The sequence below is a fragment of the Candidatus Binatia bacterium genome (assembly GCA_029243485.1).
Lineage (GTDB): Bacteria > Desulfobacterota > Binatia > UBA12015 > UBA12015 > VGTG01.
On sequence record JAQWRY010000058.1, the window covers coordinates 25,327 to 36,933 of the forward strand.

14 protein-coding genes are annotated in these 11,607 nt (G+C 65.5%); 9 read left to right on the forward strand and 5 right to left on the reverse strand.

All coding sequences use genetic code 11. The features are described 5' to 3' along the window. Positions 1-274: 274 nt before the first annotated feature. Together P8R42_16295 and P8R42_16300 are read left to right on the forward strand one after the other, a co-directional pair. A complete protein-coding gene (locus tag P8R42_16295; protein ID MDG2306175.1) occupies positions 275-622 on the forward strand; it encodes a VOC family protein in 348 nt (115 codons plus the stop codon). A gap of 183 nt (positions 623-805) precedes the next feature. Next, positions 806-1,081 carry a hypothetical protein gene (locus P8R42_16300; protein MDG2306176.1) on the forward strand — a complete coding sequence of 92 codons (276 nt, stop codon included), beginning with the start codon at positions 806-808 and terminating at the stop codon, positions 1,079-1,081. Between the two features lie 20 nt (positions 1,082-1,101). On the opposite strand, the gene P8R42_16305 is transcribed toward P8R42_16300, so the two are convergent. Next, the gene (locus P8R42_16305; protein MDG2306177.1) at positions 1,102-2,754 is read right to left on the reverse strand and encodes a ribonuclease J; all 1,653 of its coding nucleotides are present in this window, start codon (positions 2,752-2,754) and stop codon (positions 1,102-1,104) included. Positions 2,755-2,931: 177 nt separating this feature from the next. On the opposite strand from P8R42_16305, the gene ssb reads away from it, so the two are divergent. Continuing rightward, positions 2,932-3,363 carry a single-stranded DNA-binding protein gene (gene ssb / locus P8R42_16310; GenBank protein ID MDG2306178.1) on the forward strand — a complete coding sequence of 144 codons (432 nt, stop codon included), beginning with the start codon at positions 2,932-2,934 and terminating at the stop codon, positions 3,361-3,363. Positions 3,364-3,394: 31 nt separating this feature from the next. On the opposite strand, the gene radC is transcribed toward ssb, so the two are convergent. The 3 genes from radC to moaC all read right to left on the reverse strand — a co-directional run bounded on the left by radC (position 3,395) and on the right by moaC (position 5,862). Then, positions 3,395-4,066: a DNA repair protein RadC gene (radC, locus tag P8R42_16315; GenBank protein MDG2306179.1), complete on the reverse strand. Its 672-nt coding sequence runs from the start codon at positions 4,064-4,066 to the stop codon at positions 3,395-3,397. Between the two features lie 93 nt (positions 4,067-4,159). Continuing rightward, on the reverse strand, positions 4,160-5,371 hold the full coding sequence (locus P8R42_16320; GenBank protein MDG2306180.1) for a class I SAM-dependent rRNA methyltransferase: 1,212 nt from the start codon (positions 5,369-5,371) through the stop codon (positions 4,160-4,162). Continuing rightward, positions 5,368-5,862 (reverse strand): cyclic pyranopterin monophosphate synthase MoaC, encoded by a 495-nt coding sequence (gene moaC / locus P8R42_16325; protein MDG2306181.1) that lies wholly within the window; start codon positions 5,860-5,862, stop codon positions 5,368-5,370. The genes P8R42_16320 and moaC overlap by 4 nt, the downstream gene beginning before the upstream one ends. Before the next feature lie 101 nt (positions 5,863-5,963). Between moaC and P8R42_16330 the strand changes: the two genes are divergently transcribed. Then, the gene (locus P8R42_16330; GenBank protein MDG2306182.1) at positions 5,964-6,386 is read left to right on the forward strand and encodes a secondary thiamine-phosphate synthase enzyme YjbQ; all 423 of its coding nucleotides are present in this window, start codon (positions 5,964-5,966) and stop codon (positions 6,384-6,386) included. Here P8R42_16330 and P8R42_16335 read toward each other — a convergent pair. Then, complete coding sequence (locus tag P8R42_16335) at positions 6,371-7,024, reverse strand: YqgE/AlgH family protein (protein MDG2306183.1); 654 nt, start codon at positions 7,022-7,024, stop codon at positions 6,371-6,373. The genes P8R42_16330 and P8R42_16335 overlap by 16 nt on opposite strands. Positions 7,025-7,172: 148 nt before the next feature. On the opposite strand from P8R42_16335, the gene P8R42_16340 reads away from it, so the two are divergent. The 5 genes from P8R42_16340 (at position 7,173) to trxB (ending at position 11,585) form a co-directional block, all read left to right on the forward strand. After that, the gene (locus P8R42_16340) at positions 7,173-8,357 is read left to right on the forward strand and encodes an acyl-CoA dehydrogenase family protein (GenBank protein MDG2306184.1); all 1,185 of its coding nucleotides are present in this window, start codon (positions 7,173-7,175) and stop codon (positions 8,355-8,357) included. 80 nt (positions 8,358-8,437) lie between these two features. Further along, the gene (locus tag P8R42_16345; GenBank protein ID MDG2306185.1) at positions 8,438-9,277 is read left to right on the forward strand and encodes a lytic murein transglycosylase; all 840 of its coding nucleotides are present in this window, start codon (positions 8,438-8,440) and stop codon (positions 9,275-9,277) included. A 32-nt stretch (positions 9,278-9,309) separates the two neighbouring features. After that, a complete protein-coding gene (gene cysC, locus P8R42_16350; GenBank protein MDG2306186.1) occupies positions 9,310-9,933 on the forward strand; it encodes an adenylyl-sulfate kinase in 624 nt (207 codons plus the stop codon). A gap of 7 nt (positions 9,934-9,940) precedes the next feature. Then, positions 9,941-10,597, forward strand: coding sequence for a nitroreductase family protein (locus P8R42_16355; protein ID MDG2306187.1), 657 nt, complete (start codon positions 9,941-9,943; stop codon positions 10,595-10,597). A 49-nt stretch (positions 10,598-10,646) separates the two neighbouring features. Further along, positions 10,647-11,585: a thioredoxin-disulfide reductase gene (gene trxB / locus P8R42_16360; GenBank protein MDG2306188.1), complete on the forward strand. Its 939-nt coding sequence runs from the start codon at positions 10,647-10,649 to the stop codon at positions 11,583-11,585. Positions 11,586-11,607 lie beyond the last annotated feature (22 nt).

Sequence of the window (11,607 nt, forward strand, 5' to 3'; positions counted from 1 at the left end):
CGTGAACGTCAATGCCCCGGAGAAACCGATGGACGGCAACCGAATTTACCAACACTAACTAGACGCCGCGCAACAGGTGACCTAACGGGACGGACGAACGGATCTGCCTGAGCGGCTCAACCCACGAGACAGATCTGCACACGCACAGAACGTCTGAGTTTCCAGACAAGGTGCAGCTGCGCGCACGCATTCTGTCCAGCAAGACGCAGGCACGCACGACTACGACTCGACTCCACCTCGACCTTTAGTATCGTTCGATAGAATCTCGATCGGTATGACTACAAGCGCTGATCCAGTCTCGATCCAGAGCCTTCCGCACCTTGCGCTCAACGTGACGGGCATGGAGGCGTCGGCGACCTTCTCTCCTGAAGTACTGGGGTTCCAGCAGCTGTGCGCCCAGACGGGTGTCGTCGCCGCGGCCTCCTCTGGGTTTCTCACTCCATCGGGCGTGATGGTCGAGCTACTCCACTTCGCGCACGAAGACGGCTCGCTCGTAGAGGTGGACACCTCGCGCGACACGGTGAGACTCGCCTTCTCCGTGGCCGACATGGACCAAGCGAAAGCCGCGCTCAAAGGTTCGGGCGTCGAGCCGGTCGCGCCATGGAGTTCGAGGGGATCCTGATGAAAGAGTCCTGGAGATCACGCAGTTCCCCGGCGGCGTGGTGAACGCCGCAGACCTGCACGACCACTGATCGAGCTTCCAGAGCCCGAAATGCCTAGCCATCGCCCCGACAACGGCATAGGGCCGGCGGCGGTTGCAACACCATCGAGCCTGCTACGGTGCTCACTCCAGACCGGGGCAGGCATGACTCCAGCCCTCGACCGCCTCGAGAGCGCGGGCCTGGTCCGCCGCAAGAGCCACCGCGTGGATCGGCGACGGACGGAAATCCGCCTGACCAAGGCGGGTGCTCGGCAGGCGAAGCAGATCTTCCGAGCTGAGATCGGGTTCATGCATTCGCTTCTCGAGGAGTTCTCGGACCGCGATCGCAAGACGCTCACCTCTGTAGTGGACCGACTGGTCGCTCGCCTCGATGCGTTCCAGCCGGGTTCTCGTGTACCCAGCTCGAAATCAGTGACGTAGACGTCCGCCTACGCGTCGAACTACATCTCGTAAATATGCGGCACGATCAGCGGTCGCTGCCCGCGCGTGCGCGAGAAGTACCGCTTCAGCGACCGTCGCACTTCATCCTCGACCTCGAGGAAGTCCGCACGCGACTCCGGGGTGAGTTCCCGAAGCTGATCCATCATCGCGTCGCGCGCCTCGTCCAGCACCTCGGGACCCTCGCCTTCGCGCAGTAGCCCGCGCGTGACGATCTCCGGGGCCGCGTGGATCTCGCCCGTCTGCGGATTCACCGCGAGGACGGCGACCACGAAGCCGCCGTCGGAGAGATGACGCCTGTCGCGCAGGACTTCCAGGCCGATCTCGCCTTCGCCCGAACCGTCGACCAACACTCGCCCGACCGGGACGCGCTCGCCCGTGACCGGGCCCGCGTCTTCGAGTTCCAGCACGTCCCCATCCTCCAGCAGGAAGATGTGATCACGCGGAATCCCCATGTCGGCCGCAAGGTCGCGGTGCGCCGCAAGGTGCCGGTACTCGCCGTGGACCGGTACGAAGTACTTCGGCTTCGTGATCTGGATCATCTCCCGAAGCTCGTCTTTGTAGGCATGCCCCGACACGTGCACCTGCGAGTCGTGGCCCTGGTGGATCGTCGCGCCGAGCTTCGCGAAGCGGTTCAACAAACCATGCACCGAACGCTCGTTCCCGGGGATCACGCGCGACGAGAGGATGACACCGTCGCCGGGCGCGATATCCAGATTCTTGAAGCGGCCCTCGGACGCGCGCGACAAGGCCGCCCGCGGCTCGCCCTGCGAGCCCGTCACGAGCAACGCGATATCGTTCGCCGGAAGCTGCATCGCCTGGCCGAGAGAAAGGAAGCCCCCCTGCGGCGCGCGCAGGTAGCCGAGCTCTCCCGCGAGCCGTGTCGAGTCTTCGAAGCCGCGACCCGCGACGGCAAGGCTCCGGCCCGCCGCGTCCGCCGCATCGACGACCTGCTGAATCCGGTGGATGTGGGACGCAAAGGTCGTGATCAACACACGCCCCTCAGTCTTGTGCATGATCTCTTCGATGTGCGGACCGACGTCCGACTCCGAACCACACACGCCATCATGCTCGACGTTCGTCGAGTCCGACAGGAGGAGCAGGATCCCCTTCTTTCCCCAATCGGTGATGCGATTGAGATCGGCCGTCCTGCCGTCGACCGGGTTCGGGTCGATCTTGAAGTCGCCGCTGTGCAGGATGATGCCCTGCGGCGTCCTGATCGCGAGCGCGCACGCGTCGGCGATCGAGTGGGTCATGTGGATCGGCTCGATCTCGAAGGGGCCGACCTGAACGTGGCGGCCCGGCTCCAACACCTCGATGTCGTGATCGATCCCTCTGCGACGCAGCTTCGCGCCCGCGAGCGACGCAGCGAGACGCGGGCCGAAGACGGGGACCGGCATCTCTTCAAGCAGCCGCGGCAGGGCCCCGATGTGATCCTCGTGGCCGTGGGTCAGGACGACGCCCTTCAGGTAACCCGGGCGCTCCCTGAGATAGGTGAGATCCGGGAGCATCAGATCGATGCCCAGCCCCGGACGCTCGGGGAACAAGACCCCACAATCGATCGCCAGGGCCCCTCCGTCGGCTTCGACGAGGAGCATGTTCAGCCCAATCTCACCGAGTCCGCCCAGAGGGACGATGCGCACAGAACCAGCCACTACCTCACCTCATCCCTCGCCCGGAGGGCCCTACCCCCCATGGCGCAAGACCTACGGCCGCCGGGAAACCATGTCAATTGAACGGGCGCGCATTGCCCACGGGCCCCGAGCGTTGTAGGCGAAGCGTGAATGGCTTCGGGGACCTCCCGCAGCGCCTGAAACTGGAGGGAGCAAGAAATGTCGGTCAACAAGGCGATCATCGTAGGCAACCTCGGAGCGGACCCGGAACTGAGATTCACGCCGAGTGGACGCCCTGTGGCCAACTTCAGCGTCGCGACGAGTTCCGTGTGGAAAGACAAGGCGAGCGGCGAGAAGAAGGAAGACACACAGTGGCACAGAATCGTCGTGTGGGGACCGCAGGGTGAGAACTGCTCGAAGTACCTCAAGAAGGGTGGCCAAGTGTACGTCGAAGGCGAGATCCGGACGAGCAGCTACGAGAAGGATGGTGTGAAGCGCTACAGCACCGAGATCGTCGCGCGCGACGTGAGGTTCCTCGGCGGCAAAAGCGGAGGCGGAGGCGGTGGTGGCGGAGGCGACGGCGACTTCGGCGCCCCGAACGACCCTCCGGGCGGCTTCGACTCCGGCGACGGCGGAGACATCCCCTTCTAGAATCCGCACCAAACTTCGCGGACGGGCCGGCTCATAGCCGGCCCGTCTCGACGAAGCTCAACCAACGCCCTCGACCGATCACGACGTGGTCGAGGATCTTCACCCCGAGCAGTTCCCCCGCCGCACGCAGTCGTCGCGTGAGCGCCTCATCCTCCGCCGACGGACTCGGGTCACCGCTCGGGTGATTGTGCGCGAGGATCAGTGACGCCGCCGCCTCGCGGAGCGCGAACCGAAAGACCTCGCGCGGATGCACCAGGCTCGCCGTCAGCGTTCCTTCCGAAACGCGAATCTCGCGCATCAAGCGCCCCTTCCCGTCGAGCAGGAGAATGTAGAACCGCTCCTGCTTGAGCGCCGACAGTCGCGCGTGAAAATGTCGATACACCTGCGCGGCGTCCGTAATCGCCGCGCCCGCCGACAGCAGGGGATAATCGACGCGCCGCCCCAGCGCGATCGCCGCGCAGATGGACGCCGCGCGTGCGCGCCCGATCCCGGCGATCTGCGCGAGTTCGCCCGGGCTCGCCTGCGCGAGCGATGTGAGCGTCGGATACCGAAGGCGGAGGCGCTCTGCGAGCACGCATGCACTTGTGTCCCGGTAACCGGTGCGGAGTAGAAGACTCAAAAGGTCGGCGTCGGAAAGCGCCTCGACCCCCCCGCGTTCGAGTCTCTCCCGCGGGCGATCATCCAATGCGAGCTGTGACGGCATGGGCGCTTAAGCGCACACCATGCCAACGGCGCACCCGCTTCCCTGCTGTACGCCGCGCCGGATCCCCGGAACGAGACGTTTCGCGCGAAACGATCAGTCGCGCACGCAGCGCACCAGAAGGCCGCAGAGGTACTCGCCCTCAGGATGCGCGGGCAGCGTCGGATGATCCGCCCCGGCGCCGAGCTGGGCGAGGATCTGCAGTCGATGTCCGGCTGGGGCCGACGTCGCGACGACGTGCACGAACACATCCCGCGTCATGTGCGGCGAGCAGCTGAACGTCATCATCATCCCGCCTTCGGCGAGCGCGCGAAGCGCTTTCCGATTGAGATCGCGGTAGGCCCGGGTCGCCCGGTCGCGGTCGGCGCGGTGGCGCGCGAACGGCGGTGGATCGAGGATGATGAGTTCCGGCCGGTTCTCGGGCTCGACCGGCTGGAGGGCGTCGAAGACATCGGACATCCGGAAATCGATCCGGGAGGCGTCGACGCCCCCGGCTTCCGCGGCGGCACGAGCAATCTCGAGCGCCGGCCCGGACGTCTCTACCGCGCGCACCTGATCCGCCCCACCCTTCTCGGCCGACAATGCAAAGCCACCGGTGTACGAGAAGCAGTCGAGGACGCGCAGTCCTCCCGAAAGGCGAGCCACGAGCGCGCGATTGTCGCGCTGGTCCAGGAAGAAGCCGGTCTTCTGCCCGCGGCGAAGGTCGACCAGATGCCGCACCCCGTTCTCGGTAATCGCGACGTGCTCGGGCGGCTCGTTGCCGAACGCGAGCTCGGCGCGGTCGGCCAGGCCCTCTTCACGACGCGCGCCACCCGTGGAGCGCTCGAAGATTCCCTGCGGAGAGAGCTCCTTTGCCAGCGCTTCAAAGATGATCGCACGGAGGCGATCGGCGCCGGCGTTCAGGAGCTGGACGACGACGTACTTGCCGTACACGTCGGCCACGACGCCCGGGAGGCCATCACCCTCGCCGTTCAGGAGGCGATACGCGGAGTCCTCGTGCACGAGGCCCAACCCGCGCCGCATCGCCAACGCATCAGAGATCCGACGCTCGACCAGCGCGGCGATCGACGGAACGGCTTGCCCCGACAGAACGCGGACCGCAATCGATCCGTTCGGGTTGTAGAGCCCGACGCCCATCGGCTTGCTGTCGGCGCCTTCTATGCGCACGACGGCACCGGGCTCGGCCGCGCCACTGAATGCCGCGATCGCGCCGGAGAAGATCCACGGATGGCCCGCGCGGATAGGTCCTTCCTTCCCACGCTTGAGCTTTACCGTCGCTTCGGTTCCGCTGGTGGGTAGATCGCTCATGAGTCGCGCACCCAGTCTCCGCTGCGACCGCCGCTCTTCTTGACGAGACAAATGTCTTCGAGAACCATGCCGCGGTCGATCGCCTTGCACATGTCGTAAATCGTGAGGCCGGCGACGGAGACCGCCGTCAGGGCCTCCATCTCGATGCCGGTCTTTGCGGTGATGCGCGCCTCGGCTTCGAGGGCCACGCGGCCCGCGGCCGGATCGACGTCCACCCGAACGTCGATGTAGTCGATCGGCAGGGGGTGGCAGAGCGGGATCAGTTCCCCGGTCTTCTTTGCAGCCATAACCCCGGCGATCCGCGCGGTCGCGACCACATCGCCCTTGGCGATCTGCCCGTCGGCGATCCGCGCCGCCGTCTCCGGCTTCATCCGAACGGCGCCCCGAGCGACCGCTACGCGGCTCGTGGCGGCCTTCTCACCCACATCGACCATCTGCGCGCGCCCGCGCTCATCGACGTGGCTCAACTTGTCCGGCTGATCGTGACCCATGAAAGAGGATGACACGCGGGGGGCCCCACCGCACTGGAGCCTCTAGGTCCGTGGGGGCAGAGCCCTTTCGGATCTTACCGAGCGCAGGCTACAAGGCCGCCATGAGTGTCCACCGACTCCGGTGTCGGGTCGCAGGCCAGGGCCTGCACGAAATCACCAAACTGATCGAAGGCGGGGTCCGTGACGCCGTCCAGGAGGCCGGTCTCACAGAGGGCCTCTGCACCCTATATCTGCGCCACACGTCTGCGAGCCTCACGATCCAGGAGAACGCAGACCCGGCCGTCTGTCGGGACCTCGAAAACTGGATGAACCGACTCGTAATCGAGGAGGACCCCCTCTACACCCACAAAGCGGAGGGGCCCGACGACATGCCGGCGCACATCAAGTCCGCCCTGACGGCGACCTCACTCTCGATCCCGATCCTCGACAGCCGCCTCACACTCGGCACCTGGCAGGGGATCTTCTTGTGGGAGCACCGGTACGCCCGCGGAGACCGCGAGGTCGTGCTTCACGTCGGCGCCTGAGCTCCCACCCGCCGGACCCAGCGCCCGGCCGCCCCCTCGATCAGAACGGACCAGAGATCCCGGGGCTCGGTGGAGAACACCGACTTCACCTCAGCGTCGACGACGTACCAGTCGCCATCGGCGATCTCCCGATCGAGCTGTCCGGGGGACCAACCGGCGAACCCGGCGTACGCCCGGACCGCCGCGGGCGGGATGCCACGTCCGAACGCGCGGTCGAGCCCACGCTTCGTCAATACGAGCTGGACCTCGGCAAAGATTGGGAAGCCGTCCGGGAGTCGCTCGTGCGCACGCGCAAGGAGCATCAGCCGCGTCGGCTGAACGGGGCCCCCGACCCACAATGCATCCCCTCGCGTCTTCACGTCGCCTCGGGAGGGCAGGACCTCCGAGAGTCTCATCCGACTCGGACGGTTGATGATCAGCCCGGTCGAGCCCTCGGGGCCGTGATCGACGAGAAGGATCACGGATTCCGCAAACGAACTCAGTCCGCGCAGGTGTCGCGCCGCGACGAGGAGCTTCCCTTTCGCCGGCCCCCCCGCACCCTCAACGAAATCGCCAGTCGGCTTCGCGTAGGCCGGGACCACCGCCGCGCTCGCGACCAACAGCAGGAGCGCCACGGCAAGCGCCGCTCGACCCCTCACCCCCGTGCCCGGCCTCGAGCTCGTCCTCGGTCCCACCATGATCGAAATTGTGCTCCTGTTCCGACCATTCGCACAAGGGGGCGCCGCCACGCCCGGAATCCGGTCGCGGGGCTGGCTGCGTTCCTCCCGGCTCGGTAGCTTGACCGCCATGCCCAGCGATCCGAGCGACTTCTACGCCATCACCGAACTCCTCTCTCCCGAAGAGCGCCAAGTCCAAGAAACGGTGCGACGTTTCGCGCAAGAGGAGTACATGCCCCTCTCGCGCGAGCACTTCGAGGCGGGGACGTTTCCGACCGAGCTCATCCCGCGCCTCGGCGCCCTGGGCTGCCTCGGCCCGACGGTGCCGGTCGAGTACGGCGGCGGCGGGCTCAACTCCGTTTGCTACGGCCTGATGGCCCAGGAACTGGAACGGGCGGACTCCGGACTGCGCTCTGCGGCGAGCGTCCAGTCGTCGCTGGTCATGTACCCGATCCTCACGTTCGGATCGGAGGATCAGAAGCAGCGCTGGCTTCCCAAAATGGCGCGCGGCGAGGCCGTTGGCTGCTTCGGGCTCACCGAGCCCGACTACGGATCGAACCCGAGCGGGATGATCACCCGCGCACGCCGCGAGCGCGACGGCTTCGTCCTGAACGGCACCAAGCGCTGGATCACGAACGGAAGCATCGCCGACGTCGCGGTCGTGTGGGCCAAGCTCGCCGACGACGAGTCGGGGCAGGACGTCATCCGTGGCTTTCTCGTCGAAAAGGAACGCGACGGGTTCGAGCGTCCCTTGATGCACGGGAAGTGGAGCCTGCGCGCGTCGATTACCTCCGAGCTCATCCTCGAGGATTGCTGGATTCCCGAAGAGAACCTCCTGCCGAAGTCGGCGAATCTGAAATCGCCGCTGATGTGCCTAAACCAGGCGCGCTACGGGATCTCGTGGGGGGCGATCGGTGCCGCCCTCTCCTGCTACGAATGTGCGCTCGACTATGCGAAGTCGCGCGTGGTCTTCTCGCGCCCGATCGGCGGCTACCAGCTCGTGCAATCGAAGCTCGTCGAGATGCTCGCGGAGATCACGAAGGCGCAACTGCTGTCGTGGCGACTCGGACGCCTGAAGGACGCGGGCACCATGACACCCGAGCAGGTATCCCTCGCGAAGATGAACAACGTCTCCAACGCGCTCGCCATCGCACGCAAGGCGCGCGACATCCTCGGTGCGAACGGCATCACCGACGACTACCCGATCATGCGCCACATGATGAACCTGGAGACGGTGAACACCTACGAAGGAACAGAGGACATCCATCGACTGACACTCGGTCGCGCCATCACCGGGCTCAACGCCTTCGAATGATCGCACTCCTGCCCCGCCCGACTCATCGCACGAAGGGCCGCACAGCGGCCCGGTGTGTAATCTTCGTGCTCCTCGTCGCGATGAGCACCCTCACCGCGAGCTCCGCCCCGGCTGCGTCGGATCGGGGCTGGACATACCTAATCGACAAGCTCGAGGCGGACGGCATCAGCCGTACCCGCACCCGGAAGGTGTTCTACGACTCACGCGTACGCCCCCACTCCCATCTCGACTACGGGCTGTATCCGAAGGAATCCGCCCGCCTCTATCGGGGCTTCCGCTCCCGCTCGAGCATCGCAGCGGCCCGACGTTGCCGCGCGAAGTACGCACGCGAATTCGACCGCGCCCAGAAGCGGTTCGGCGTACCGGCGAGCATAGTCGCCTCGGTCTTCCACGTGGAAACGCGCTGCGGCGAGAACAAGGGCAAAGACGTCGCCCTCTATCGACTGGCGCGCCTTGCGATGGCTAACGAACCGCGCAATGTCGTGCGCAACATCAAGCGACACCAAAAGGGTGCGCCGCGCGCGAAACTCGCCCAGATCGAGGAGCGAACCCGCTACCGCGGCAAGTATCTCGAGGACATCTTCTACCCAGAAGTCGTCGCCGCCTTTCAGATCGGCACGAAGCTCCGGATCGACCCGCTGGACATCATCGGCTCGAAAGCCGGCGCCTTCGGGATCCCGCAGTTCCTCCCCTCGAGCTATATGAGGTTTGCTGTAGACGGGAACGGCGACGGCAAGGTGAGTCTGCACGAACCGGCGGATGCGGCTTATTCCGCGGCGAATTTTCTGTCCGGGAACGGATGGCGCCCCGGCATCACGGGCGCGAAGAAACGCGAAGTGATCTGGGCCTACAATCGTTCCGATGCGTACATCGATACGATTCTTTTCTTGTCGGACCAGATCGAGAGAACCCGAAATTGACAGCCCATCCGGGGTTCATTACCCAACCTAGGATGAGCGAAGCAAAGTCGAAGGCCACCAACATCGTTTGGCACCCGGGCGACGTAAGTCGTGAAGACCGCAAACGAATCCTCGGACACAAGGGCTGCACGATGTGGTTCACCGGCCTTTCGGGCTCCGGTAAATCCACCGTCGCCGTCGCGCTAGAGAAGGCGCTTTGGGATCGGGGCATCTGCTCCTACATCCTCGACGGAGACAACGTTCGTCACGGCTTGAACAACGACCTTGGCTTCTCGCCGGAGGACCGCACCGAGAACATCCGGCGCATCGGCGAAGTCGCGAAGTTGTTCACCGACGCGGGCGTCGTGAACCTCACCGCGTTCATCTCCCCTTACCGCGCCGACCGCGACAAGGTTCGCGAGATGAACGAAGATGGCGACTTCATCGAAGTCTACGTCGATTGCCCTCTCGACGTTTGCGAGAGCCGCGACGTGAAGGGTCTCTACAAGAAGGCGCGCGAAGGCAAGATCCCCGAGTTCACCGGGATCTCCGCTCCGTACGAAGAGCCGCACAAGCCGGAGATCACCCTCAAGACGGGCGACAACACGCTCGAGGAGAGCGCTACCGAGCTCGTCGCGTACCTCGAGAGCAACGGCTACATCTCGAAGAAGGGCTGAAGCGCCCATGGGCGCCGGCACGACCTCTCCGATCGACGTCGAGTCGATCGGAGAGGACGTTCCGCTCTTGGAGGCGATCCGCACCTCGTGTGCCGTCCGACGCCTCAAGCCCGACCCCGTCCCCCCCGACCTGATTCGAAAGGTCTGCGAGGCGGGAACCTTCGCCCCGAGCGGAGGCAACCGGCAACCGTGGACGTTCGTCGCGGTGACCGACCCGGAACGGCGAGCGTGGTTCGCCGAGCGCTACCGGAAGATCTTCCTCGCCTACATCGCGCCCGCACGCGAGAAGGCGAAGGATCCTTCGTTTCCGGAGACCAAGCGCAAGATCATGAACGGCGCGATCCACCTCGCCGAGCACATGCACGAAGCGCCGGTTCACCTCTTCGTTGCCGGCTGGAAGCGACGCGGCGACCCGCAGATCCAGGCGCTGTTCCCCGCGATCGAGAACATCCTTCTCGCCTGCCGCGCCGTCGGCCTCGGCGCGTCGCTCACGACGCTCCAGCAGGCATTCCAGCCCGAGCTCGACACCTGGCTCGGCCTCCCGGAAGACACCCCCACCTGCGCGATGGTCCCGATCGGCTGGCCCGCGGTGAAACACCGGCGCCCCGTGCGCCGCGGCATCGACACCTGCCTGCATTTCGACCGCTTCGAAGCCAAGTCCTGACCGAACCCGACTGGCAGGTCCCCTCTTCCGTGGTTAAGGAGAGCGAATCATGCCCGAAACGTACAAGGTTCTCATTCTCGGATCAGGCCCCGCGGGCCTCACGGCCGCGCTCTACGCGGCGCGCGCCAACCTGAACCCCGTCGTCGTCGAGGGCGGGCAGCCAGGCGGACAGCTCACGATCACCACAGACGTGGAGAACTACCCAGGCTTCCCCGACGGCGTCATGGGACCAGAGATGGTCGACCTGTTTCGCAAGCAGGCCGAGCGCTTCGGTACGAAGTATATTGGCGCCGAAGTGACCAGCGTCGATCTCTCGAAGCGCCCGTTTACGCTCGAGACCGCGTCGGGGGACCCGCTGAGCTGCGAGACCCTCATCATCGCCACCGGCGCAACGGCGAAGCTCCTCGGCCTTCCCTCCGAAGAGAAGCTGATGGGCTTCGGCGTCTCCGCCTGCGCGACGTGTGACGGCTTCTTCTTCAAGGACAAGGACGTGATGGTAGTCGGAGGTGGCGACACCGCGATGGAGGAAGCGACCTTCCTCACGCGCTTCGCGAGCAGGGTTCGCGTCGTCCATCGCCGCGACGAACTTCGCGCTTCGAAGATCATGCAGGAGCGCGCGGAGAAAAACGACAAGATCGAGTTCGTCTGGAACAGCGCGATCGAGGAGATCCACGGCGAGAAGGCAACCGGCGTGAGTGCCGTGACGCTCACCGACACCAAGACCGGCGCAAAGACCCAGACCCCGACCGAGGGCGTCTTCATGGCCATCGGCCATCAGCCGAACACGCAGATCTTCAATGGCAGGCTCGACATGGACGACGTCGGCTACCTCATCACCGAGGGCAAGACGACGAAGACCAACATCCCCGGAGTGTTCGCCTGTGGTGACGCTCAGGACTCGACGTACCGGCAGGCCGTTACCGCCGCGGGGACGGGGTGCATGGCCGCGATCGACGCGGAGCGCTTCCTCGAGAACGAAGAGGGATAAGCCCACAACCCCGGGGTCGACG

Bases quoted from the DNA above. Each gene is read 5' to 3' on its own strand.
- P8R42_16340 (MDG2306184.1), top strand. From the start codon at position 7,173: ATGCCCAGCGATCCGAGCGACTTCTACGCCATCACCGAACTCCTCTCT.
- cysC (MDG2306186.1), top strand. From the start codon at position 9,310: ATGAGCGAAGCAAAGTCGAAGGCCACCAACATCGTTTGGCACCCGGGC.
- moaC (MDG2306181.1), bottom strand. From the start codon at position 5,862: ATGGGTCACGATCAGCCGGACAAGTTGAGCCACGTCGATGAGCGCGGG.
- P8R42_16320 (MDG2306180.1), bottom strand. From the start codon at position 5,371: ATGAGCGATCTACCCACCAGCGGAACCGAAGCGACGGTAAAGCTCAAG.
- P8R42_16295 (MDG2306175.1), top strand. From the start codon at position 275: ATGACTACAAGCGCTGATCCAGTCTCGATCCAGAGCCTTCCGCACCTT.
- radC (MDG2306179.1), bottom strand. From the start codon at position 4,066: ATGCCGTCACAGCTCGCATTGGATGATCGCCCGCGGGAGAGACTCGAA.
- P8R42_16355 (MDG2306187.1), top strand. From the start codon at position 9,941: ATGGGCGCCGGCACGACCTCTCCGATCGACGTCGAGTCGATCGGAGAG.
- ssb (MDG2306178.1), top strand. From the start codon at position 2,932: ATGTCGGTCAACAAGGCGATCATCGTAGGCAACCTCGGAGCGGACCCG.
- trxB (MDG2306188.1), top strand. From the start codon at position 10,647: ATGCCCGAAACGTACAAGGTTCTCATTCTCGGATCAGGCCCCGCGGGC.
- P8R42_16300 (MDG2306176.1), top strand. From the start codon at position 806: ATGACTCCAGCCCTCGACCGCCTCGAGAGCGCGGGCCTGGTCCGCCGC.
- P8R42_16330 (MDG2306182.1), top strand. From the start codon at position 5,964: ATGAGTGTCCACCGACTCCGGTGTCGGGTCGCAGGCCAGGGCCTGCAC.
- P8R42_16345 (MDG2306185.1), top strand. From the start codon at position 8,438: ATGAGCACCCTCACCGCGAGCTCCGCCCCGGCTGCGTCGGATCGGGGC.